The sequence below is a fragment of the Bradyrhizobium sp. BR 1433 genome (genome assembly GCF_051547665.1).
In the GTDB taxonomy this organism is placed as follows: domain Bacteria; phylum Pseudomonadota; class Alphaproteobacteria; order Rhizobiales; family Xanthobacteraceae; genus Bradyrhizobium; species Bradyrhizobium australafricanum.
Genome location: NZ_JBPUGG010000001.1, coordinates 4,981,666 through 5,002,542, shown reverse-complemented (window position 1 = coordinate 5,002,542; position 20,877 = coordinate 4,981,666). Strand labels below are relative to the sequence as shown.

The 20,877-nt window shown below is 64.8% G+C and carries 23 protein-coding genes, 1 tRNA gene and 3 pseudogenes; 14 read left to right on the top strand and 13 right to left on the bottom strand.

Annotated elements, in window-relative coordinates; all coding sequences use genetic code 11:
* Positions 1-22: 22 nt before the first annotated feature.
* The 5 genes from ACSKB9_RS24160 to ACSKB9_RS24140 all read right to left on the bottom strand — a co-directional run bounded on the left by ACSKB9_RS24160 (position 23) and on the right by ACSKB9_RS24140 (position 3,353).
* Complete coding sequence (locus tag ACSKB9_RS24160) at positions 23-649, bottom strand: ATP-dependent Clp protease proteolytic subunit (RefSeq protein WP_057020311.1); 627 nt, start codon at positions 647-649, stop codon at positions 23-25.
* Between the two features lie 52 nt (positions 650-701).
* On the bottom strand, positions 702-1,058 hold the full coding sequence (locus ACSKB9_RS24155; RefSeq protein ID WP_438076245.1) for an SRPBCC family protein: 357 nt from the start codon (positions 1,056-1,058) through the stop codon (positions 702-704).
* On the bottom strand, positions 1,055-1,369 hold the full coding sequence (locus ACSKB9_RS24150) for an ArsR/SmtB family transcription factor (protein WP_016841428.1): 315 nt from the start codon (positions 1,367-1,369) through the stop codon (positions 1,055-1,057). The genes ACSKB9_RS24155 and ACSKB9_RS24150 overlap by 4 nt, the downstream gene beginning before the upstream one ends.
* A gap of 178 nt (positions 1,370-1,547) precedes the next feature.
* Positions 1,548-2,867, bottom strand: coding sequence for an ammonium transporter (locus ACSKB9_RS24145; protein ID WP_438080375.1), 1,320 nt, complete (start codon positions 2,865-2,867; stop codon positions 1,548-1,550).
* A gap of 147 nt (positions 2,868-3,014) precedes the next feature.
* On the bottom strand, positions 3,015-3,353 hold the full coding sequence (locus tag ACSKB9_RS24140; protein WP_028335836.1) for a P-II family nitrogen regulator: 339 nt from the start codon (positions 3,351-3,353) through the stop codon (positions 3,015-3,017).
* A gap of 330 nt (positions 3,354-3,683) precedes the next feature.
* Between ACSKB9_RS24140 and ACSKB9_RS24135 the strand changes: the two genes are divergently transcribed.
* Positions 3,684-4,574 carry a DUF4339 domain-containing protein gene (locus ACSKB9_RS24135; RefSeq protein WP_225161893.1) on the top strand — a complete coding sequence of 297 codons (891 nt, stop codon included), beginning with the start codon at positions 3,684-3,686 and terminating at the stop codon, positions 4,572-4,574.
* A 43-nt stretch (positions 4,575-4,617) separates the two neighbouring features.
* Here the strand turns inward: ACSKB9_RS24135 and tesB are convergent.
* Positions 4,618-5,482, bottom strand: a pseudogene (gene tesB / locus ACSKB9_RS24130) (acyl-CoA thioesterase II).
* Between the two features lie 116 nt (positions 5,483-5,598).
* Here tesB and ACSKB9_RS24125 point away from each other — a divergent pair.
* Positions 5,599-6,819 (top strand): ubiquinone biosynthesis hydroxylase, encoded by a 1,221-nt coding sequence (locus tag ACSKB9_RS24125; protein ID WP_438076242.1) that lies wholly within the window; start codon positions 5,599-5,601, stop codon positions 6,817-6,819.
* Positions 6,820-6,928: 109 nt separating this feature from the next.
* On the opposite strand, the gene ACSKB9_RS24120 is transcribed toward ACSKB9_RS24125, so the two are convergent.
* Both ACSKB9_RS24120 and ACSKB9_RS24115 read right to left on the bottom strand, forming a co-directional pair.
* Positions 6,929-7,126 carry a Trm112 family protein gene (locus tag ACSKB9_RS24120; protein WP_018269337.1) on the bottom strand — a complete coding sequence of 66 codons (198 nt, stop codon included), beginning with the start codon at positions 7,124-7,126 and terminating at the stop codon, positions 6,929-6,931.
* Positions 7,127-7,172: 46 nt separating this feature from the next.
* Positions 7,173-7,709 (bottom strand): TetR/AcrR family transcriptional regulator, encoded by a 537-nt coding sequence (locus ACSKB9_RS24115; protein WP_438076239.1) that lies wholly within the window; start codon positions 7,707-7,709, stop codon positions 7,173-7,175.
* Positions 7,710-7,801: 92 nt separating this feature from the next.
* Between ACSKB9_RS24115 and ACSKB9_RS24110 the strand changes: the two genes are divergently transcribed.
* From ACSKB9_RS24110 to ACSKB9_RS24085, 6 genes and pseudogenes are all read left to right on the top strand, one after another.
* Positions 7,802-8,167, top strand: a complete 366-nt coding sequence (locus ACSKB9_RS24110; protein WP_438076237.1) for a hypothetical protein — start codon at positions 7,802-7,804, stop codon at positions 8,165-8,167.
* A complete protein-coding gene (locus ACSKB9_RS24105; protein ID WP_438076235.1) occupies positions 8,164-8,970 on the top strand; it encodes a crotonase/enoyl-CoA hydratase family protein in 807 nt (268 codons plus the stop codon). Before ACSKB9_RS24110 ends, ACSKB9_RS24105 begins: the two co-directional genes overlap by 4 nt.
* Entirely contained in the window at positions 8,967-9,389 is a 423-nt protein-coding gene (locus ACSKB9_RS24100; RefSeq protein ID WP_438076233.1) for a PaaI family thioesterase, read from the top strand. The genes ACSKB9_RS24105 and ACSKB9_RS24100 overlap by 4 nt, the downstream gene beginning before the upstream one ends.
* A 161-nt stretch (positions 9,390-9,550) precedes the next feature.
* Positions 9,551-12,085: a bifunctional diguanylate cyclase/phosphodiesterase gene (locus tag ACSKB9_RS24095; protein WP_438076231.1), complete on the top strand. Its 2,535-nt coding sequence runs from the start codon at positions 9,551-9,553 to the stop codon at positions 12,083-12,085.
* Positions 12,086-12,306: 221 nt separating this feature from the next.
* On the top strand, positions 12,307-12,603 hold the full coding sequence (locus ACSKB9_RS24090) for a PepSY domain-containing protein (RefSeq protein WP_253638241.1): 297 nt from the start codon (positions 12,307-12,309) through the stop codon (positions 12,601-12,603).
* Positions 12,604-12,613: 10 nt separating this feature from the next.
* Positions 12,614-13,172 (top strand): annotated as a pseudogene (locus ACSKB9_RS24085) (cytochrome b/b6 domain-containing protein).
* A gap of 100 nt (positions 13,173-13,272) precedes the next feature.
* Here ACSKB9_RS24085 and ACSKB9_RS24080 read toward each other — a convergent pair.
* Together ACSKB9_RS24080 and trxA are read right to left on the bottom strand one after the other, a co-directional pair.
* Positions 13,273-13,947 (bottom strand): LON peptidase substrate-binding domain-containing protein, encoded by a 675-nt coding sequence (locus ACSKB9_RS24080; RefSeq protein ID WP_028335846.1) that lies wholly within the window; start codon positions 13,945-13,947, stop codon positions 13,273-13,275.
* Positions 13,948-13,977: 30 nt separating this feature from the next.
* Positions 13,978-14,898: a thioredoxin gene (gene trxA / locus ACSKB9_RS24075; RefSeq protein WP_026192069.1), complete on the bottom strand. Its 921-nt coding sequence runs from the start codon at positions 14,896-14,898 to the stop codon at positions 13,978-13,980.
* 221 nt (positions 14,899-15,119) lie between these two features.
* Between trxA and ACSKB9_RS24070 the strand changes: the two genes are divergently transcribed.
* From ACSKB9_RS24070 to ACSKB9_RS24060, 3 genes are all read left to right on the top strand, one after another.
* On the top strand, positions 15,120-15,245 hold the full coding sequence (locus ACSKB9_RS24070) for a hypothetical protein (RefSeq protein WP_438076228.1): 126 nt from the start codon (positions 15,120-15,122) through the stop codon (positions 15,243-15,245).
* A gap of 24 nt (positions 15,246-15,269) precedes the next feature.
* Positions 15,270-15,611 carry an SRPBCC family protein gene (locus ACSKB9_RS24065; protein WP_438080373.1) on the top strand — a complete coding sequence of 114 codons (342 nt, stop codon included), beginning with the start codon at positions 15,270-15,272 and terminating at the stop codon, positions 15,609-15,611.
* Between the two features lie 160 nt (positions 15,612-15,771).
* Positions 15,772-15,846 (top strand) — tRNA-Gly (locus tag ACSKB9_RS24060).
* Positions 15,847-15,989: 143 nt separating this feature from the next.
* Here ACSKB9_RS24060 and ACSKB9_RS24055 read toward each other — a convergent pair.
* Positions 15,990-16,256, bottom strand: coding sequence for a hypothetical protein (locus tag ACSKB9_RS24055; protein ID WP_438076226.1), 267 nt, complete (start codon positions 16,254-16,256; stop codon positions 15,990-15,992).
* On the opposite strand from ACSKB9_RS24055, the gene ACSKB9_RS24050 reads away from it, so the two are divergent.
* From ACSKB9_RS24050 to ACSKB9_RS24040, 3 genes and pseudogenes are all read left to right on the top strand, one after another.
* The gene (locus ACSKB9_RS24050) at positions 16,255-16,767 is read left to right on the top strand and encodes a DUF2865 domain-containing protein (RefSeq protein WP_438076224.1); all 513 of its coding nucleotides are present in this window, start codon (positions 16,255-16,257) and stop codon (positions 16,765-16,767) included. The genes ACSKB9_RS24055 and ACSKB9_RS24050 overlap by 2 nt on opposite strands.
* Before the next feature lie 268 nt (positions 16,768-17,035).
* Positions 17,036-18,312: pseudogene (locus ACSKB9_RS24045) on the top strand (PQQ-dependent sugar dehydrogenase).
* A 194-nt stretch (positions 18,313-18,506) separates the two neighbouring features.
* Entirely contained in the window at positions 18,507-19,088 is a 582-nt protein-coding gene (locus ACSKB9_RS24040) for a c-type cytochrome (protein ID WP_438076222.1), read from the top strand.
* Between the two features lie 146 nt (positions 19,089-19,234).
* On the opposite strand, the gene panE is transcribed toward ACSKB9_RS24040, so the two are convergent.
* Both panE and ACSKB9_RS24030 read right to left on the bottom strand, forming a co-directional pair.
* On the bottom strand, positions 19,235-20,152 hold the full coding sequence (panE, locus tag ACSKB9_RS24035) for a 2-dehydropantoate 2-reductase (RefSeq protein WP_438076220.1): 918 nt from the start codon (positions 20,150-20,152) through the stop codon (positions 19,235-19,237).
* A 111-nt stretch (positions 20,153-20,263) separates the two neighbouring features.
* Entirely contained in the window at positions 20,264-20,869 is a 606-nt protein-coding gene (locus tag ACSKB9_RS24030) for a 2-hydroxychromene-2-carboxylate isomerase (RefSeq protein ID WP_038382800.1), read from the bottom strand.
* Between the last annotated feature and the right edge of the window lie 8 nt (positions 20,870-20,877).

Sequence of the window (20,877 nt, the reverse complement as noted above, 5' to 3'; positions counted from 1 at the left end):
TTGGCCGCTCGAGCTACGAAGATCAGCGCGGCACCGGATCATGTTTTTCGGCGGCGTCGCGTTCGGCGAAGACCTTGTCGATCAGTCCCCATTCGAGCGCCTGCTGCGCGGACATGAAGTGATCGCGATCCAGGGTCCGTTCCACGTCGGCTTCGGTGCGCCCGCAGTGCTGCGCATAGAGGCGGATGATGCGCCGCTTGGTCTCCTGCATCTCGGTGGCATGGATTAGGATGTCGGACGCCTGGCCCTGGAAGCCGCCGAGCGGCTGATGCACGTGGAGGCTCGCATTCGGCAGCGCGGCGCGGTGACCGGGCTCGCCGGCCATCAAAAGGAAAGACCCCATCGAGCGCGCCGTGCCCATGCACAGCGTGTGCACCGGCGCCTTGATGAACTGCATGGTGTCGTACATCGCAAGCCCGCTGGTGATCACGCCGCCATAGGAGTTGATGTAGAGGTTGATCGGCTTGTTGGGGTTGTCGGCTTCGAGGAACAGCAACTGGGCGCAGACCAAGCCGGACATAGCATCATTGACCTCGCCGTTCAGGAAGATGATGCGCTCGCGCAGCAGCCTGGAATAGATGTCGAAGGAACGTTCGCCGCGGCTCGACTGTTCGACGACCATAGGGACGAGTTGCATCATGTCGCGCATCGGCGACCTCCATTGCTGCAGGTGATGAAGTCTCGGTAGGTGAGGTTCGGGATCAGGCCGCGCGCATTAGGCAGCGGTTGTTGCTGTTGGCCGGTTGCGGCTGCTTTCCCCTGAGGTCACTGGCTTGTTGGATGATGCGAAAGCGGGTGCCGCCGGCCTCGTTCGGCTCGATCCGGAAGGTGACATGGCTTTCGCGAAACGGCGACTCGGACTCGCGCAGCCGGAAGCGCACCTCTTCGCCAGCGATCGATGACAGGGGTTCAGCGTCCGCGAGATCGCAATCCGGGAGCCAGCGTTCGCGCAGGGCCGGAATGGTCACCGCGCGCCATACTTTTTCAGGCGGTGCATCGAGCTCGTATTCGAGCACCAGGTCGGCGTCGGCATGATCAGGCTCAACTGTGTCGCTCATTGATCCATGTCCTTCAGCAGATCGGAGAGCGCTTCGATGCGCTTCGGCCAATAGGCGCGGTAGCGGGCGAGCCAGGTCCCGATGCTGGCGATGCCGTCCGGGTCGACCTCATAATTCACGAAGCGGCCCTGCCGCTGCTCGCGCACCAGTCCTGCCGCGCGCAGCACCGCCAGATGCTGCGACATCGCCGGCTGGCTGATCTCAAGTCCGTCGCGCAAGGCGCTGGCGTTCAGGCTGCCGCCGGCCAGCTTCTCAAAGACCTTGCGGCGGGTCGGATCGGCCAGAGCCTTGAAGATGTCGGTGTCGACCATGACGATACATAAGCACACACTTATGTGTCGTGCAAGCCCGAACCTTGCTCGCGCCGTACTTCGTGACGTCGCGGCGCTCGGGTCCTTTGCATGGGGTTGTTTTACAAATTCGCCCTCGCGGTGGCCGGTGTCGTCGTCCTGGCCCCGTGAGTCCGGCAGCCACCGCCGCCTCGGCTACTTACTGCAGCGCCTCGCCATGCTGGGAGATGTCGAGACCTTCGAGCTCCTGCTGCATCGAGACGCGCAGCGGGACGAAGGCACTGACCAGCTTGAGCAGCACGAAGGTGACGCCGCCGCACCAGACAAAGGTCACCGCGACGCCGTAGAGCTGGATCAGCAGCTGCTTCGGATTGCCCTCGAGCAGGCCGGACGTGCCACCGATTGCCGAGGCCGCGAACACGCCGGCAAGCAGCGTGCCGGTCAGGCCGCCGATGCCGTGCACGCCGAACACGTCGAGCGAGTCGTCATACTTGAAGCGATGCTTCAGCCAGGTGCAGGCCCAGAAGCAGACCAGGCCGGCAATGATGCCGATGACGACGCCGTGCCACGGCGCGACAAAGCCGGATGCCGGGGTGATGGTGCCGAGCCCCGCGACCGCACCCGAGATCATGCCGAGCACCGACGGCTTGCGGCGCGTCGCCCATTCGATCGCGCCCCAGGTCAGCGCGCCGGCGCAGGCCGCAAGGTGGGTGGCGGTGATCGCGAACACCGCGCGCGAATTGGCCGCGAGCGCCGAGCCGCCATTGAAGCCGAACCAGCCGACCCAGAGCAGGCCGGTGCCGACCACGGCGAGCGACAGATCGAACGGCGACAAATTATCGTGGCCATAGCCATGCCGGTTGCCCATCACCTTGGCGGCGACCAGGCCGCTGATACCGGCGGAGAGATGCACCACGAGACCGCCGGCGAAATCCAGCACGCCCGCTGATGCGAGGAAGCCGCCGCCCCACACCCAATGCGCCAGCGGCACATAGGCGAAGATGAACCAGCCGATCGAGAACAGCACATAGGCGGAGAACCGCATGCGGTCGGCGACCGAGCCTGCGACCAGCGCCACCGTGATGATCGCGAACGTCATCTGGTACAGCATGAACAGCGCTTCGGGGATGGTCTTCGCCGTCGGATTGATGCTGTCCATGGTGATGCCGGCCAGGAACCAGCGATCGAGCGAGCCGAGCCATGGACCGTCGCCGACGAAGCTCAGCGAATAGCCGAAGGTGACCCAGAGGATCGAGACGAGCGCAACGGCGGTGAGGCTCTGCGCCATCGTCGCCAGCACGTTCTTCTTGCGGACCATGCCGGAGTAGAACAGCGCCAGTCCGGGGATCGTCATCATCAGCACCAGCGCGGTGGCGACGATCATCCAGGCGGTGTCGGCGGCGTTGACGCCGGCGCTGGATGCCGAGTCTTGCGCGAAGGCCGGCGTGGCTTGCGCGAACAGGATTGCAGCAGTGATCGGCGCAGCTGATATCGCTGCACGAAGAGCTCGTGCCCCCATCATCATTCCCCGGCGGTCGTCGTTTCTTGGTGTGCGGTTGTGGCGTGCGCCGGCGTCGTTGCCGGCGATGATCTCGATCGTTTTGTTTGGGCATGATCTCCGCGCAAACGCTTTCCGCGTTTGTCGCGAGGGATCAGGCTCCAGGGTTCAGAGCGCGTCGTTGTCGGTCTCGCCGGTGCGGATGCGCAGCGCATGATCGATCGGCGTCACGAAGATCTTGCCGTCGCCGATCTGGCCGGTGCGGGCGTGCTCGGTGATGACGCTGACCGCCTTGTCGGCGAGCTCGGTATCGACGGCGATCTCGATCCGAAGCTTGGGCAGGAAGTTCACGACATATTCGGCGCCGCGATAGATCTCGGTGTGGCCCTTCTGGCGGCCATAGCCCTTCACCTCGGTCACAGTCATGCCGTGGACGCCGATCGCGGTCAGCGCCTGGCGCACCTCATCGAGCTTGAACGGTTTGATGATCGCGACGACGAGTTTCATGGTTCAGGCCTTCATTCCCTTGAGGTTTTCCGTGTGCGCCCGTCCCGGAGCGGCACTTGCCGTCCCGCGAGCCGGCACCTGCTGCCTCCCGGAGCGGCAATTTGCCATCCCCGAGCGGCACTTCGCGTCCGCCAAATCTGGCAGCTTTCTGGGCAAATGGCATAAAAAACTTGCAGGTTGAAGCGGAAAACATGCGCAGCGCGTGTGCTCCCTCACTGTACGGAATGGAAACGCTCGGCCACAATGTGGCTTTCCCGCCCCGGCCAGCGCTCTTGCTGGTTCGTTTCGCCTATCGCGTGTCCCTGTGCGCGCGCCCCGAGGAAACAAGAAATGTCGAACCGAAACTGGTTTTATGCATCCGAAGGCCAGCAAAAGGGCCCCCTGCCTGAAACCCAGCTCCGCGACCTGATCACCCGGGGCACGGTGGGGGCCGACACCCTGGTGTGGACCGAGGGCATGGCCGGCTGGCAGAAGGCCGGGGAGATTCCGGGCCTCGTCCCGAGCGCCGGCGCGCCGCCGGCATTTCCGCAGGCCGGCGGACCGCCGCCGGTGGTGGCGTCCGGAAGCTATAGCGGCGGCACGCTGTCCGCCGACTTCCCAATCTGGGGCCTGTTCGGCCGCAGCCTCCTGATGTTCATCGGCCAGATTCTCGTTATCCCGGCGCCGTGGACCGCGACCGGCCTGTACCGTTTTGCGATACCCTATATCCGCGTGCCGGGCCGGCCGCACTTCGCCTTCACCGGGCAGCCGCTCGACATCTGGTGGGTCTTCATCGTGCTCGGCCTTCTGACCTATGCCGGCGCGGCCAACAGCAACATCGTGACGCTGCTCTCGCTGCTGTTGCAGGGCTTCCTGAGCTGGATGATCGTGCGCTGGATCATCGGCCATCTCAGCTCGAGCGGCCAGGACCTGCCGATCTCGTTCAAGGGCAGCCCGGTCGCCTATGTCGGCTGGTACGTGGCGATGGTGGTCTCGGCCATCACCATCATCGGCTGGGCCTGGGTGCTGACCGCCTGGATGCGCTGGATCTGCCGCAACATCGACGGCACGCGCCGCGAGGTCAGCTTCAATGCGTCCGGCATCGAGGTGCTGTGGCGAACCATCGTGTTCACGATCGCCTGCGGCTTCCTGATCCCGATTCCGTGGGTGCTGCGCTGGTACGGCAACTGGTTCGTCTCCCAATTCGCGCTGACCGAGCGCGGTGCCTACGCCGGCCAGTAAGCGCGATCGCATCGTGCCGACCGGCTCTGTTCGGGCGTGAGCGCTACGCCTTTCGCTCGCGCACCGATCCTTCTTGCGCGACGGACGCCACCAGCGTGCCGTCGGGCTTGAAGATCAGGCCGCGTGTCAGGCCGCGGCCCGACTGCGCGCTCGGCGAATCCTGCGCGTAGAGCAGCCATTCGTCGGCGCGGAACGGGCGGTGAAACCACATCGCGTGATCGAGGCTCGCGGGCATCATGCGCTTGTCGAACAGCGTGCGGCCGTAGCGCGCCATCACGGCATCGAGCAGCGAGAAATCCGACGCATAGGCGAGCGCGCACAGATGCAGCGCGGGATCGTCGGGCAGCTTGGCCGCGGTGCGGATCCAGACATGGATGCGGCCGTCGTCGATCTTCTGGCCGAAATAACGATCGAGCTCGACCGGGCGCAGCTCGATCGGCCGGTCGCTCTCGTAATAGCGGCGGATGAACTCCGGCATCTCCTTGAACATCGGCTGCTTCGACACTTCCTCCGCCGTCAGCTTCTCCGGCGGCGGCACGTCGGGCATCTTCTCCTGATGATTGAAGTTGCTCTCCTCCTCGGCATGGAACGACACCATGATGGAAAAGATCGCGTTGCCGTGCTGGATCGCGGTGACGCGGCGGGTGGTGTAGCTCTTGCCGTCGCGCAGCCGCTCGACCTGGTAGATGATCGGGATCTGCGGATCGCCGGGCAGGATGAAGTAGCAATGGATCGAGTGCGGCAGGCGGCCCTCGACGGTGCGGCAGGCCGCCACCCATCGCCTGGCCGATCACCTGGCCGCCGAACACGCGCTGCCAGCTCGTCTTCGGGCTGTTGCCGCGGAACAAATTCACCTCGAGCTGCTCGAGATCGAGGATGGACAGCAGGTCGATCAGGCTCTTGGACATGATAGGCCCCGGAATGACGATTGGGGCTGTTAGCCGCCCTTGTTTCTAAACTCTGTTTCGCCCAGCTAATATCAGGTAGCAAGTCTCCTTTGATGGCGTAATCGAGTAAGGATCGCATGCCGGCACAGCGAAGTATTGTCATCTGCGGGGGCGCATTTGCAGGGTTGGCGCTGGCGGTGGCGCTGCGCCAGGGGCTTGGGCCCGACATCCCGGTCATCGTGGCCGATCCGGCACTGAGCCAGCGCCCGAGCCGCGATCCGCGCGCGACCGCGATCGTGGCGGCCTGCCGGCGGCTGTTCGAGACCCTTGGCGTCTGGGGGCAGGTGGCGCCGACGGCGCAGCCGATCACGGATATGGTCGTGACCAACTCCAAGCTGGAGGACGCGATGCGCCCGGTATTCCTTACCTTCGCCGGCAATGTCGCGCCCGGCGAGCCGTTCGCCCATATGGTCGAGAACCGCTATTTGATCGATGCGCTCGCGAGCCGTGCCGAGGCCGAGGGCGTCGAGCTGCGTGCCGCCGCGGTGTCGAGCTTCGCGTCGCGGCCCGACGGCGTCAGCGTTACGCTGGCCGACGGCACCGTGATCGATGCGAGCCTGCTGGTTGCCGCCGACGGCGCGCGCTCGAAGCTGCGCGAGCGCGCCGGGATTGCGACCCATGGCTGGGACTACGACCAATCCGGCATCGTGGTCACGGTCGGGCACGAGCGCGAACATCACGGCCGCGCCGAGGAGCATTTCCTGCCCGCCGGACCGTTCGCGATCCTGCCGCTGACCGGCAATCGCTCGTCGCTGGTGTGGACCGAGACGCGCAACGATGCCGCGCGCATTGTCGCCTTGAACGAAGAGCAATTCCACGCCGAGCTCGAGCAGCGCTTCGGCCTGCATCTCGGCGAGATCAAACCGCTCGACAAGCCGCGCGCCTTCCCGCTCGGCTATTTCGTCGCGCGCTCGTTCATCGCCGAACGGCTGGCGCTGATCGGCGACGCCGCGCATGTGATCCATCCGATCGCGGGGCAGGGGCTCAACATGGGCCTGAAGGATGTCGCTGCGCTCGCCGAGGTCGTGGTCGATGCGGCGCGGCTCGGCATGGACCTCGGCCAGGCCGACGTGCTCGAGCGCTACCAGCGCTGGCGGCGCTTCGACACGATGGCGATGGGCGTCGCCACCAACTCGCTGAACTTCCTGTTCTCCAACAAATCGACGCTGCTGCGCACCGTGCGCGACATTGGCCTCGGGCTCGTCGATCGCGCGCCGCCGCTGAAGGAGATGTTCATCCGCCAGGCGGCGGGACTGTCAGGCGAGGTGCCGCGGCTGCTGAAGGGCGAGGCGCTGTAGGACTTGCGTAGGTCCCGTAGCCCGGATGAAGCGAAGCGAAATCCAGGGCAGACTATCCGCGGTGAGACTTTCCCGGATTGCGCTGCGCTTCATCCGGGCTACATCGTCGTCAATCGATCTTCCTCGCCTCTTCCGGCAGCATGATCGGGATGCCGTCGCGGATCGGATAGGCGAGCTTGGCCGAGCGTGAGATCAGCTCCTGCCGCGCGGCGTCGAACTCCAGCGGCCCCTTGGTGATCGGGCACACCAGGATTTCCAGCAGTTTTGGGTCGGCGGTGCTCTCGAGATGATCGGTCGTGGAATTCATGGGAGTCTCCGGCTCGCCGTGATGTAGCACATCCAAATAAGCGCTGTCAGCGCTTGGCCATCCGCAGCAGTTCATCGATCGCGGCCTGCTGACGCGGCTTCGGCAGCGCCTGCTCGGACAGCGCGTAGCCGATGAACGCCCAGTAGAAGATCTGCGCGCGGCCGCGCGCCACGTCGTCCGGGAATCCGGCCTGCCGCAGCAGGGTTTCGATATAGCCGATCCGGCGCTCGTCGACCTCGAGCACGGCGGCGCGCACCGTGGCATCGGCGGTGGCCCAGCTGCGCACCGCGCGTTCCAGCGCCAGCCGCGCCGAGAAGGCACGGCGCAGCAACAGCGCCAGCGCGTCGCCGCCTTCCGGAATGGTCTCGAGCTCCGCGATCACCTGCTCGGCCGCGACCTCGCGCCAATGGGTCAGGACCGCGGCGCGGTAGGCGCCGATGTCGACGAAATGCCAGTAGAAGCTGCCGCGCGAGACGCCCATGGCCTTGGCCAGCGGCTCGGCCTTGAGCGCCGTGAAGCCGCGCCGCGCCAGCGTCTTCAGGCCCTGATCGAGCCAGTCCTTGACCGAGAGCTGTTCCGTCATGGTTCCCCGTCCCGCCGTCACCATACACAAGTGTATTGACAGGCGCCAGCGGCCGGTATCATATCCATACAGTAGTGTATGGAGGCATCGCGATGCGTGATCTTCTGCTGCAGGGCGCCGGCGTCATCGCCATTCTGGTCAGCCTGATCCATGGCGTGCTCGGCGAGACCAGGATATTCGCGCGCGCCACCGTCGAGCCGCCGCGGCTGCGGCTCTTGCTTCGCCTGGTCTATCAGGCCGGTACCGTCGCCTGGATCGGCGGCGGCGTGCTGCTGATCGCCGCGCCCGCGATGGCCTCCGATGCCGCGCGGCACTGGATCGTGGCGACGCTCGGCGTCGTGTTCGGCATCGCGGCGCTCGCCAACGCGGTGGCGACCCGCTTCCGCCACTTCGGCTGGATGGCGATGAGCGCCGTGGTGGCGCTCGCCGCCGCCGGCTGCTCGCGAGGGCGATCATGACGACTGATCGCATCAGCCTCAGCATCGCCGATGGCGTCGCGGACGTCAGGCTCAACCGCCCGGACAAGCTCAATGCGCTCGATCCGGCGATGTTCGCCGCGATCGCCGAGATCGGTGCGCGGCTTGCGGACAACCGCAAGCTCCGCGCCGTGGTGCTCTCGGGCGAAGGGCAGGCCTTCTGCGCCGGCCTCGACATGGAGCGTCTGGTCGCAACGACCAAGGGCAAATCGATCCTGCCCTTCGCCGATCTCGGCCGGCGGACCCACGGCATTGCCAACTTTGCGCAGCATCTGGTGTGGCTCTGGCGCGAGCTGCCGGTGCCGGTGATCGCAGCCGTCCACGGCTTCGCCTTCGGCGGCGGCTTTCAGCTGATGCTCGGTGCCGACATCAGATATCTCGCACCCGGCACGCGCCTTGCGATCATCGAGGCCAAATGGGGATTGGTGGCCGACATGGCCGGCACGCAGCTGATGCGTCATCTCGCGCGCGAGGATGTGGTCCGTGAACTCACCTACACAGCGCGCGTCTTCTCCGCGGAGGATGCGCTTGGTCATGGCTTCGCCACCCGGATCGTCGAACAGCCGCGCGAGGCCGCGCTGGAGACGGCGCGCGCGATCGCGGACCGCAGCCCGGATGCGATCCGCGCCGCCAAGCGGCTGCTCAACCTTGCAGCCGATCGCGATGCGGCGACCGGACTCGCGGCCGAAACGGCCGAACAGGCGCTTCTGCTCGGGTCGCCCAATCACATCGAGGCCGTCAGGGCGAATCTCGAACGGCGGCCCCCGCAATGGAGCTTTACATGACGACTGGCCCGGGCTTCGATCTCGAACGTCTCGTTGCGACCAATGCGTCGGCGGCCTTCAATCGGTTTGCCGGCTTCGAGGTCGTCACCGCCGGCACCGGCACGGTGGAACTGCAGATGCGATGGCGCGACGATCTCACCCAATATGCGGGCCATATGCACGCCGGGATGATCGCGGCGCTGCTCGACACCGCCTGCGGCTTTGCCGCGGCGTCGATCGCAGGTTCCGTCACCGCATCGCATTTCTCGATGAACTGCCTGAAGCCTGCGCTGGGCCGGTGCTTCATCGCCAAAGGAACCACATTGCGTGCCGGACGCAGGCAGGTCTTCGCGCGCGCGGAACTTTTTGCGGAGAATGAGCAGGGTGAGGCCTCGCTGGTTGCAACCGGTGAAACCGTGCTCGTTCCGCTGGCAGGCTGAGCCGCGCGGATCGCGCATGACTGTGAAATTTATGGAGCCATCAATTTCAGTGCGGAATCGGCTTACGCGCGGATAACCATGCCACTGAAAGTTGCAGAATCTTATCGAGAAGACAATTCAATCAGCCTAGCCTGTGCGTACGGACAACCATGGACCGACGCATGTTTCGTGTTTTTACGTGCCTTTCAGGTGAGCATGACTGGCGGCTCGTTCTGCTCGCCGGACTGGTCTGCTTCGTTGCCAGTATTGTGGCCGTCAATATTTTTCATCGTGCAATTGCATCGCAGGCGAGGACGCGGCTGATCTGGATTGCGATCGCAGGAGCCGCGATCGGCTACGGCATCTGGGCAACGCATTTCATCGCCATGCTGGCCTATGAGCCGGGAATCCCGACCGGCTACGGCATCGTCCTCACCGCGCTGTCGCTCGCCGCGGCGATGATGCTGACATCCGGCGGCCTCGGACTTGCCGCCAGCGACTCCAGCCGCTGGCGCGCGCCGGTCGGCGGCGCCGTGATCGGAGCCGGCATCGCCAGCATGCACTATCTCGGCATGTGGGCGCTGGAGGTGCCGGGCCACGTGGTCTGGTCGCTCGATCTCGTGGCGGCCTCCGTCGTGCTCGGCATGCTGTTCGGCTACGCCGCGCTGGCGATCGCGGTCCGCCGTCAGGACCGCTGGATGTCGCTCGTCGCGGCGCTGCTGCTGACGCTTGCGATCGTGTCGCATCACTTCACCGCGATGGGCGCGGTCGAGATCGTTCCGGATCCGTTGCAGGCTCCGGCGGCCCTGTCGCTCTCGCCTGCCTTCCTCGCCATCGTGATCGCCGGTGTGGCGCTCTCGGTGCTCGGGATGAGCCTGGTCGGCGTGCTCGCGGATCGCCGGCTGGCGCTTCGCACCCGCCGCTTCGAGGAGATCATCAGCCAGCTTTCGTCGGCGCGACAGCAGGTCGAGACGTCGCAGAAGGCGCTGGAGGAGCAGAGGTTCCGGCTGGATACCGCGATCAACCACATGGGCGAGGGCCTCTGCATGTTCGATGCAGAGAAGCGCCTCGTCGTCTGCAACGATCGCTACGCCAAGATGTACCGGCTGCCGCCGGAACTGCTGCTGCCCGGCACGGCCCATCGCGAGATCATCAGGCATCGCATCGCCAACGGCATTCTCAAGGGCGAGACCAGCGACAGTGCCGCGACGCAGGTGCTCGCGACACTGAACGCGCTCCCGGCCGGCGAGATCAACAGCCGGGTCGACGAGCTCGCCGACGGCCGCTTGATCTGCGTGACGCGGCAGCCGATGCCCGGCGGCGGCTGGGTGGCGACGCATCGCGACGTCACCGAGCAGCGGCGCTCCGAGGCCAAGATCACCTATATGGCGCAGCACGACGCGCTGACCGATCTGCCGAATCGCGTGCTGCTCAAGGAATGGATGGAGCGCGCGCTCTCCGGTGCAAGGTGCGGCGGACCGAGCCTTGCGGTGCTGATGCTCGATCTCGACCGCTTCAAGGACGTCAACGACACGCTCGGGCATCCGGCGGGCGATGCGCTGCTGAAGTCGGTGGCTGCCCGCTTGCGCAGATCCGTCAGCGATACGACGCTGGTCGCGCGGCTCGGCGGCGACGAGTTCGCGGTGATCGATTATGTCGGCGATCCGGTCACGGAAGCGGGCTTGCTTGCCGAGAAGATCAGGAAGGCGCTCAGCGAGCCGATCGATCTCGGCGATCATCGGGTGACCACCACGACCAGCATCGGCATTGCGATCGCACCGCGCGACGGCACCGATTCGGACGAGGTGCTGCGCAGCGCCGATCTCGCGCTTTACTCGGCCAAGAGCGGCGGGCGCGGCTCGTTCCGCTTCTTCGAGCCGGAGCTCGATCGGCTGCTGCAGGCCCGCCGCAGCCTCGAGCGCGACATGCGCAGTGCCCTCGCCAGTGGCGAGTTCGAGCTGCATTACCAGCCGTTCATCCACGTCGCGAGCGGGGAGACCTGCGGCTTCGAGGCGCTGCTCCGCTGGCACCATCCGCACCGCGGCATGGTATCTCCGGCGCAGTTCATTCCGCTGGCGGAAGAGACCGGCCTGATCGTGCCGCTGGGGGAATGGGTGCTGCGCACCGCGTGTGCGGAAGCCGCCAAATGGCCGGGCGACCTCAAGATCGCGATCAACCTGTCGCCGGTGCAGTTCAGGAGCCCTGAGTTGGTCCCGGTGATCGTGCGCGCGCTGGCGAGTGCCGGAATTTCGCCGGAGCGCCTCGAGCTCGAGGTCACCGAAACCGCCATCATTCAGGACAGCGAAGCGGTGTTTACCGCGCTGAGCCAACTGCACGATCTCGGGGTGCGGATCGCGCTCGACGACTTCGGCACCGGCTACTCGTCGCTGAGCTTTCTGCAGAAGTTTCCGTTCGACAAGGTCAAGATCGACCGCAGCTTCGTGTCCGAGCTCTCGGGAGCGAGCGACGAGTCGCGCCGGATCGCGCGCGCGATCGTGCGCTTTGCCGTCAGCCTCGGCAAGACCACGACGGCCGAAGGCGTTGAAACCAGGGAGCAGCTCGACATCCTCCGCGCCGATGCTTGCGTGGAAGTGCAGGGCTTCCACTTCAGCCCGCCGGTGCAGAGCGAGAAGGTCGCACAGATGATCGGCGGGCGAACCCCGGCAGCGGCCGAACGGCCTACGGTCCGTCTTGCAATGGCGGGTGCCGCGTCCTGATCGATGGGCTGCGCCGGGCGGCCCGATACGCATGAGGCTTAAGGCCGCAGCACGCGGTCAAAACCGATCTGCGCGTGGAGCGCAAAGCGGTTTTGGCGACCGTTAGAATTCCTCTAAAGCCAGCCGTCGCGGCGCTTCCTTGACTTGGCAATCGCGTCAGCATTCGTCACGCATGTGCCCTGCGCGAAGGCGTTGTGGGTAAGATTGTCAACGGAGGGGATATGCGCGTGAGAGTGATTTTGAGCGCTGCGCTTGCAGCATGCGTCCTTGGGAGCGTTCTTGGGCTGACCGGATCGGCGGCGCTCGCCGACGGCTACAAGAATTGCACCAAGCTCGACAAGGCGTCGTGGAAGCCGGCAAGCGAGGCCGAAGCCAAGGCCAAGGCGCTCGGCTACGAGGTGCGCCGGTCGAAAATCGAGGGCTCCTGCTACGAGGTGTACGGCGTCAAGGAAGGCAAGCTCTACGAGCTGTTCTACAGCCCGGAAGACCTCAGCCTGAAGCACACGATCGCGAAGTGAAGCAGGCGCGATGACGGAGGCGGCGCGGGGCGCCCGCGGCGCGACCAGCGTGCAGGTCTGGGACCTGCCGCTGCGGCTGTGGCACTGGGCGCTCGCCATCCTCGTCCTGGTCGCCTGGGTGACGCCCAGCACCTACTGACCGGCTGCACCGGCTGGCGGGTTATTCGGTGATCGCCCTGCTGGCGTTCCGGCTGATCTGGGGCTTTGCCGGCACGCGCTACGCGCGTTTCGGCAGGCTCGGCGTCCGCCTGCGCGCCGCGCCGCGCTACATCTGGAATCTCCGCCGCGGCATCACCGGGCGCTATATCGGGCTCAATCCGGCGGGCACCGTGATGCTGGTGGCGCTGCTGTTGCTGCTTGCGATCTCGACAATCACGGGCGCGATGGAGGTCACCGTGACCTTCTTCGGTGTCTGGTGGGTCGAGGACACCCACGCCTATGCCTCGGATGCGGTCATGGTGCTGGTCGGGCTGCATGTGCTCGGCGTCGTCGTGGTCGGCTTGCTGCAGCGTCAGAACCTGGTGCGCGCGATGTTCACCGGCCGCAAGCAGCTGCGCAATCGTTCTTAAGCTGAAGCCGCAACGGAAGTTTACCTCTCCCCGACGGGGAGAGGTGGACGATCGCGGGCCGAGCCGATCCAAACAACAAACGTCTGATCCCGGTCGGTAGCTACTGCACCGGCGGGTCGCCCGAGGTGCGCTTCTTCGCGAGGTCCATCTCGGTGACCGCAATCAGGATCTCGGCGCGGGTCTTCAGGTCCGGCGCCTCGAGCATCGCCTGCTTCTCGGCGGGACCATAGGGCGACATCATCGCCAGCGCATTGACCAGCGCCTCGTTGGGCGCGGACTCGATACCTTCCCAGTCGACCTTCAGATTGTTGGCTTCCAGGAAATCGGCCAGCACTTCGAGCAGCGCCTTGCGGTCGACGGCCTCCTCACCCTTGCGCGCGGTGAAGTCACCGGCGAAGGAGAAGAAGTCGACCTTGCACTGCCGGTACGGCGTCTGCACGGTCAGCTCCTCGACCACCTTGAAGCGCGCGACGCCGGTCAGTTCGAGGATGTAACGGCCGTCGCCGGATTCGGCGAGCTGGGTGATGCGGCCGACGCAGCCGATCCGGAACAGGACCGGCTTCGCCTCTTTCTGCGAATGCGTCACGTCGGGCTGGATCATGCCGATCAGGCGATGGCCGTCGCGCAGCGCGTCGTCGATCATCGCGAGATATCGCGGCTCGAAGATGTTGAGCGGCATCTGGCCGCGCGGCAGCAGCAACGCGCCGGGCAGCGGGAACACCGGGATCACCTCCGGGAGCTCGCCGGGTCCGCGATATTCGGCATTGATCGGCATCTGCGGTCCCGCTGCTGTGACGGGCGTGCTTTACGAGAACAGGATGGTCGACAACCGCTTGCGCCCCTCGACGGTTGCCTCATCGGTGCCGCCCCACGCCTCGAAGAACTGCACCAGCTGCTTGCGCGCGCCGTCGTCGTTCCACTTGCGGTCACGCCTGACGATGGCGAGCAATTGCTCGGTCGCTTCCGTGCGCTTGCCCATCGCATTGAGCGCGGTGGCGAGATCGAATCGGGCCTGATGATCGAGCGGGTTTGCGGCGACTTTCTGTTCCAGCTCCGCGACCGGGCCGACCGCTTCCGCCTGTTCGGCGAGATCGATCGCCGCCTGCACCGCCTTCACGGCGGCGTCGTTGCGCTTGGATTCCGGAACCATCGCCAGCGTCTGCTTGGCCTGCTCCATCGCACCCGACGTGACGTAGCACTTGGCGAGGCCGGCGAGGGCCGCGATGTTGGTGGCGTCGTGCGCCAGCACCTCGGCATAGATCTGCGCGGCCTGGGCGGCATCGCCCTCGGCAAGCACGGCATCGGCCTCGGCCAGGATCTCGGTGAGATTGGGCTCGCCGGCGGCCGGCACGCCCTTGGTGATCTTCTCGATGAAGGCGTTGACCTGGCTCTCCGGGACCGCGCCCATGAAGCCGTCGGCGGGCTGGCCGCCCACGAAGGCGATCACGGCCGGGATCGACTGGATGCCCATCTGGCCTGGGATCTGCGGATGCTCGTCGATGTTCATCTTGACCAGCTTGACCCGGCCCTTGGCGTTGCGAACCGCCTTTTCCAGGATCGGCGTGAGCTGGCGGCACGGGCCGCACCACGGCGCCCAGAAGTCGATCATGACCGGCTGACGGCGCGATTCCTCGATGACGTCCTTGACGAAGGTCTGGGTCGTCGTCTCCTTGATCAGATCGGGCGCTGCCTCGGGCGTGGGGCCGCCCTGCTCCATTATCGTCACGTTGTCCTCGCCTGCTTCTGAGGTCGGAAATCCGGGGGCGTTCTAGCACGCCCGGAACGGCACGTTCAGCCGTTCTGTCAGCTAGAGCATGATCCCGGAAAAGTGGGAACCGGTTTCCGGGATCATGCTCCGTAAATGGCAGTCAGCCAGCAAAATTCAATCGCTTGGCCACCTGTCCCGTTCCATCGGAGATCGGGTGGGTTGGTGCCGCGGAACGGCCGATGATGGCGATCCTTCATGACAGCAGGGGAGCGCCCGTGGCAAAGGCCTATTACAGCACGGTGTTCGAGCAACCGGCCGGCGAGGTCTGGAAAATCATCCGCGATTTCAACAATTACCCGGTCTAGGTCCATGGCGCGGGGGCGAGCGAGATCGAGGACGGCAAATCCGGCGATACCGTCGGGGCGGTGCGCAATGTGCTGTACCGGGAGCGGCGGATCAGGCAGCGGCTGCTCGCGCAGTCCGACGTCGAACGCTTCCAGACCTACGAATTCGTCGACACCCCGACCCTGCCGGTGACGGATTTCAGTGCGACCCTGCGGGTAACCCCGGTGATCGACGGCGACCGGGCCTTTATCGAATGGTGGGCCGTGTTCGATTGCGACCCGACCCGCCGCGTCGAGCTGACGCAGACGCTGACCGGCTGGTTCGAGACCTGGCTCGAATCGCTCCGGGACGAGATGGCCCTTAGGCCGGTTCCGGCGGAAATCTAAAAAGAAATCGGCGGCACAGCCGGTTTCGGCCGATTCGGGGTCAATTTTTAGAGAAACCGTGCGATTTCGTGAGGTTCGGACCGCGCTCTTGTGTTGCATTCACAGACAGCTTTTGGCATAGGTCTGCCGTTGCCGGCGAGCGATCGCCGCCATTTCGGATGCGGGTGTAGCTCAGTGGTAGAGCACGACCTTGCCAAGGTCGGGGTCGAGGGTTCGAGCCCCTTCGCCCGCTCCAAAACTTCTCGCTGACCGAGCTGACAGTCTGATGAAGGCCCGCTATTGGCGCGGGCTTTTTGCTGTCCGGCCCGAGGTCGCATCTCCACGGCGCGATTGCGAGGTCAAGATGCCGCGGCCCGCCGTGGCGGTTTCCGGCCTTTGTTAACCGACAAACGTTGCATTCTCAAAACTGATAGAAATCTGTGGTTGTGTTGGCGTTGGAATGGTTGCCGCCGGTTTTGCCGGCGCGGCAAGCGCGTGAACGATGTCGATCTGTTGGAAGCCGGCTCCCGGGTTAAATCGCCGCTTGGCTCGCGCAAACGTCGCTGCGCTGGTCGTGCTCGTCGGCGTCTGGACATGTTCGGGCGCATCAGCGCAGCAATTGCCGAGCGACTCGGCGTATGCCCCGGCGCCCAGTTTCTCTCCCATGCCCGGCTTTGGGCCGGCGCCTGACCTCGAGCCGGCCGAACGGCCGCGAGCTCGGGTCTACATCACGACGCGGTCGCACCGGGGCGGCCAGCAAAATTTCTGCGTCAGGACCTGCGACGGCCGCTTCTTTCCGCTGCCGCGCGTCAGCGAGACGGCGGACGTCAAGGCATGCGAGGCGGCCTGTCCCGCCGCCGAGGTGAAGCTGTACTCCGGCTCCGATATCGACAGCGCCAGAACCGAAGCGGGCGAGACCTACAAGATGCTCGCCAATGCATTCCGCTTCCAGCGCGAGATGGTGCCGCAATGCTCGTGCAGCGCCGGCGCGTCCACCGGACTGTCGCCGATTGCGATCGAGGACGACATGACGCTTCGGACCGGCGATATCATCGCCGCCGATGACGGCTTCAAGATCGCGGCGATCACGAGCGGGCAGCGGCGCAGCGTGTTGTTCAGGCCGCTGTCGAAGGCCAAGGCGCAAGCGCTCGGTCTGGCGCGCCTGTCGTCGCGATAGAGGCGATCACGAGCGTTAGCTTCATTCGAATATCACGCTGCGGTGCAGAATGCCTTGTTATCAGGCAGGCTGCTCAGGAAAATTTCGTCTCAAATATCGTCTCAACTAGTTTTGACGCAGCGCACACCGGCGGACGCGCTTTTCAGCGTCGATGGATGTGCTACCATTTTGCCGTCTGACCTACCTCACAGACCGCCACCATCATCTCTCAGGGCGTTCAAAATCAATAACAGGCAAGCTGCAACGGCTTGCGTAGGGGAGTGACGCGATGAAATCCGCTTTCAATCGATCAATACTTGCGTTCGCGGCGATCGCGCTGCTGGCGGGGACGACCTTCGCCAGTGCGCAGCAACAGACAGACAAGAATCGTGCGCTGAAGAAGTACGAATCGGGCACCAAGGATTCTGGACCCATCCGCCGGACGACTGGTTCCTCGGCGACGAGACCGAAGCGCAGAAGGGCCTTGCCCCGCCGTCCGGTCCGCCGACCGGCGCGTCCGATTCCGAGCTCGCGGCGATGATGAAGAAGATCAAGCTGCCGCCGGGTTTCAAGATCGAGGTCTATGCCTCGAACGTGCTCGCGGCGCGGCAGATGGCCTGGGGCGACAAGGGCACGCTGTTCGTCGGCTCGTTCGGGCTCGGCAACGTCTATGCGATCAAGGACAACAACGGCAAGAAAGAGGTCAAGACCATCCTCAAGGGCCTCAACATGCCGACCGGCCTCGCCTTCCGCGACGGCGCGCTCTACGTCATCGCGGTCGACAAGCTGATCAAGTACGACAATGCAGAAGCCAATCTCGACAATCTCGGCAGCGGCAAGGTGGTGTATGACGACATGCCGTCCTACGCGGCGCATGGCTGGAAATACATCGCCGTCGACAAGGAAGGGTGGTTCTACATTCCGTTCGGACCGCCCTTCAACATCGGTATTCCGCCGACCTCGGTGTCGCAGATCCGCCGCGTCGATCCGAAGACCGGCAACGCGGAGATCTGGGCGCTTGGCGTGCGCAACTCGGTCGGCGGCGACGTCGATCCGCGCACCGGAAAATACTGGTTCACCGAGAATGCCCGCGACTGGATCAGCGACGATCTGCCGAGCGACAAGCTCAACATGATCTCGAAGATCGGCGAGCACTTCGGCTATCCCTATTGCCACCAGGGCAACCTGCCGGACACCAAGTTCGCGATGGGTCACAAGTGCTCGGAGTTCACCCCGCCGGTGTACAATCTCGGTGCGCACGTCGCGCCGCTCGGCATGAAGTTCTATACCGGCGGCCAATTCCCGGCCGAGTACAAGAACAGCATCCTGATCGCCGAGCACGGCTCCTGGAACCGGCATAAGTACCAGGGCGGCCGCATCGTGAAGATCACCGCGAGCCCTGACGGCAAGAACGCCAAGCAGGAGATCTTCGCTTCCGGCTGGATCGAGGGTGACCAGGGCTACCTCGGCCGTCCTGCCGACATCCTGCTCGACAAGGATGGCTCCATCCTCGTCGCCGATGACTGGGCCGGTGCGATCTATCGCATCAGCTACAGCAAGAAGTAACGGTTGAAACAATGCGGGGCTGCGGTGGCCGATCAGGCACCCGCAGCCCCGTTTACGTGGTTCGGCAAGCCCAACGACGGAACTGACTCGTCATGCCCGGACTTGATCCGGGCATCCATCCAAACAAAAACCCTTCTGCAAGCCAGATGGATTGCCGGGCCAGGCCCGGCAATGACCCGTGGAGAAAACTGGCAATGCGTGTTGCGTCCTTTGCAATCCTGTTCGCGGCGGTGATCGCACTTGCGTCGTCCGCCAATGCCGCCGATGTCGCCGCCGGCAAGGCGAAGGCCGAACTCTGCGCCGCTTGCCACGGCGACAACGGCATCTCGCAGACCGAGAACATTCCCTCGCTCGCCGGCCAGCTCGACCAGTACGTTCAATGGCAGCTGGTGTTCTTCCGCGCCGGCGCGCGCAAGAACGAGCAGATGCAGCCGATCGTCGAGCAGCTCAACAACGACGACATCCGCAATCTCGGCGCCTATTTCGCGTCGCTGACGCCGTTCAAGGGCGGCAAGGACGACAATCCGGACCTGTCCGAAAAGGGCAAGCAGGCCGCCGCCGGCCGCCGCTGCGCCTCATGCCATGGCGATACGTTTGCCGGTACCAAGGCGGTGGCCCGCATCGCCGGCCAGCGCGAGGAATATCTCGTCAAGGCGCTGCACGATTACAAGTCGGGCCTGCGCTCCGGTGGCGCCCAGGCCGCGATGGCCGATGTTGCCTATCCGCTGAGCGACGAAGAGATCACCGCGCTCGCGCATTACCTGGCGCATTTGTAAGTGCAAATCATGTGGTCGTCCCGGCGAAGGCCGGGACCCATAACCACCGGCCTCAATTGTCTTGAACGGATATCAACCTGCAGCGCCTCAAATCGAAAGGCCGCGGCGTATGGGTCCCGGCCTTCGCCGGGACGACGGGAATAAATTCACCCCCGCTGCTTCTCATACGCCTTGAGATGCGTGTAGGCCGTGCGCAGCTTCGGCACCGGGATCTTGGCGGCGTCGGCACGCACGATCAGGTCGCCGATCACGTGATCGGCCTCGACCGGCAGCCCCGCCTTGATGTCGCGGAACATCGATGCGGTCATCGGCGAGCCCTCGGTGGTGAGGAGCCCGCGGGTGCGTTGGAAGAACGGGCCGCCCGGGGCATGGCCGGCGTCGGCGGCGATCGCGCTGCATTCGTCGAGGATGCCGAGCAGGAAATCCTTGCCGCCGGGCGCGGCCAGGATGTTGCCAACCGAGGTCCGCATCAGGCTGGTGGAGGCGGCGAGCGAGGCCAGGAACACCCATTTCTCCCACATGTCCTGCATCACATGCTCGCTGGCGTTGGCGCCGTTGATCGCCGAGAAAGTTTCAGCGATCGCGCGCACCCGGTCCGACAGGCCGCCGGCGCGCTCGCCAAAGCCGAGCGACTGCATCGGCTGCAGCTGCACCACCTCGCGTTTCTCGTTCAGCGTCGCCGCGATCGCGCACAGACCGCCGAGCACATGCTGGGCGCCGAACGTCTTGTCGAGCGCATCAAGATGCAGCATGCCGTTGAGCAGCGGGATGATCGCGGTCTTGTCGCCGACGACGGGCGCAAACGACTTGATCGCATCCTCGAGATCGAACGCCTTGCAGCTCAACAGCACGACGTCGAACTTGTCCGACAGCTTGTCGGCCTGCACGGTCGGCGGGTTGTTCAGCGTGACATCGCCGTTCGGGCTCTTGATCACGAGCCCGGCGGAGGCGAGCTCGGAAGCGCGGCGAGGGCGCACCAGGAAAGTGACGTCGCGGCCGGCCTGAAGCATCCGGCCACCGAAATAACCGCCGATCGCACCGGCGCCGACCACGAGAACGCGCATGGGAATTTGTCCTTCTTTGTTGTTGCCCGAGGAGGCGAGCGAATAGGGAGTAGCGAATAGATAAGGATACTGTTCGACTATTCGCTACTCGCTATTGGCTATTCACTCATCTCACTTTCCCGATACCATTTCCTCGACTTCGCGCAGCTGCTCCTTGCCGAAGAAGATCTCGTTGCCGACGAAAAAGGTCGGCGAGCCGAACGCGCCGCGCTCGACGGCGGATGAGGTATATTCGATCAGCTTGGCCTTCACGTCGGCGTCCTGTGCGCGGGCGAACAGTTTTGCGGCGTCAAGGCCGGAGGAGGCGATGGCTTTGCCGGCGACCTCAGGATCGTCCATCTTCTTGGGCTCGACCCACATGTGATGGAAGGCGGCCTCGATATACTTCTCGAACACGCCCTCAAACTGGGCGGCGACCGCCGCGCGCATCAGGTTCAGCGTATTGACCGGGAAAAACGGGTTCCAGGTGTATGGCTTGACGTTGAAGCGCTTGAGAAAGCGTTCGGTCTCGATCTTCTGAAACTCCGGCTTGTTCTTGACGCCCGCCAGCGTCTCGGCCGGCGACTTGTTGTTGGTGGCCTTGAAGATGCCGCCGAGCAGGATCGGGACATATTCGAACTTGACGCCGGTGCGTTTTTCGATCGCCGGGATCGCTTCATGGCTGAGGAAAGCGTTGGGGCTGCCGAAATCGAACAGGAATTGCGGATTTTGGCTCACTGCGGTCT

Coding starts and splice junctions, on each gene's coding strand:
- ACSKB9_RS24160 (WP_057020311.1), bottom strand. CDS start 649: ATGCGCGACATGATGCAACTCGTCCCTATGGTCGTCGAACAGTCGAGC.
- ACSKB9_RS24155 (WP_438076245.1), bottom strand. CDS start 1,058: ATGAGCGACACAGTTGAGCCTGATCATGCCGACGCCGACCTGGTGCTC.
- ACSKB9_RS24150 (WP_016841428.1), bottom strand. CDS start 1,369: ATGGTCGACACCGACATCTTCAAGGCTCTGGCCGATCCGACCCGCCGC.
- ACSKB9_RS24145 (WP_438080375.1), bottom strand. CDS start 2,867: ATGGGGGCACGAGCTCTTCGTGCAGCGATATCAGCTGCGCCGATCACT.
- ACSKB9_RS24140 (WP_028335836.1), bottom strand. CDS start 3,353: ATGAAACTCGTCGTCGCGATCATCAAACCGTTCAAGCTCGATGAGGTG.
- ACSKB9_RS24135 (WP_225161893.1), top strand. CDS start 3,684: ATGTCGAACCGAAACTGGTTTTATGCATCCGAAGGCCAGCAAAAGGGC.
- ACSKB9_RS24125 (WP_438076242.1), top strand. CDS start 5,599: ATGCCGGCACAGCGAAGTATTGTCATCTGCGGGGGCGCATTTGCAGGG.
- ACSKB9_RS24120 (WP_018269337.1), bottom strand. CDS start 7,126: ATGAATTCCACGACCGATCATCTCGAGAGCACCGCCGACCCAAAACTG.
- ACSKB9_RS24115 (WP_438076239.1), bottom strand. CDS start 7,709: ATGACGGAACAGCTCTCGGTCAAGGACTGGCTCGATCAGGGCCTGAAG.
- ACSKB9_RS24110 (WP_438076237.1), top strand. CDS start 7,802: ATGCGTGATCTTCTGCTGCAGGGCGCCGGCGTCATCGCCATTCTGGTC.
- ACSKB9_RS24105 (WP_438076235.1), top strand. CDS start 8,164: ATGACGACTGATCGCATCAGCCTCAGCATCGCCGATGGCGTCGCGGAC.
- ACSKB9_RS24100 (WP_438076233.1), top strand. CDS start 8,967: ATGACGACTGGCCCGGGCTTCGATCTCGAACGTCTCGTTGCGACCAAT.
- ACSKB9_RS24095 (WP_438076231.1), top strand. CDS start 9,551: ATGTTTCGTGTTTTTACGTGCCTTTCAGGTGAGCATGACTGGCGGCTC.
- ACSKB9_RS24090 (WP_253638241.1), top strand. CDS start 12,307: ATGCGCGTGAGAGTGATTTTGAGCGCTGCGCTTGCAGCATGCGTCCTT.
- ACSKB9_RS24080 (WP_028335846.1), bottom strand. CDS start 13,947: ATGCCGATCAATGCCGAATATCGCGGACCCGGCGAGCTCCCGGAGGTG.
- ACSKB9_RS24070 (WP_438076228.1), top strand. CDS start 15,120: ATGATGGCGATCCTTCATGACAGCAGGGGAGCGCCCGTGGCAAAGGCC.
- ACSKB9_RS24050 (WP_438076224.1), top strand. CDS start 16,255: ATGCCCGGCTTTGGGCCGGCGCCTGACCTCGAGCCGGCCGAACGGCCG.
- ACSKB9_RS24055 (WP_438076226.1), bottom strand. CDS start 16,256: ATGGGAGAGAAACTGGGCGCCGGGGCATACGCCGAGTCGCTCGGCAAT.
- ACSKB9_RS24040 (WP_438076222.1), top strand. CDS start 18,507: ATGCGTGTTGCGTCCTTTGCAATCCTGTTCGCGGCGGTGATCGCACTT.
- panE (WP_438076220.1), bottom strand. CDS start 20,152: ATGCGCGTTCTCGTGGTCGGCGCCGGTGCGATCGGCGGTTATTTCGGT.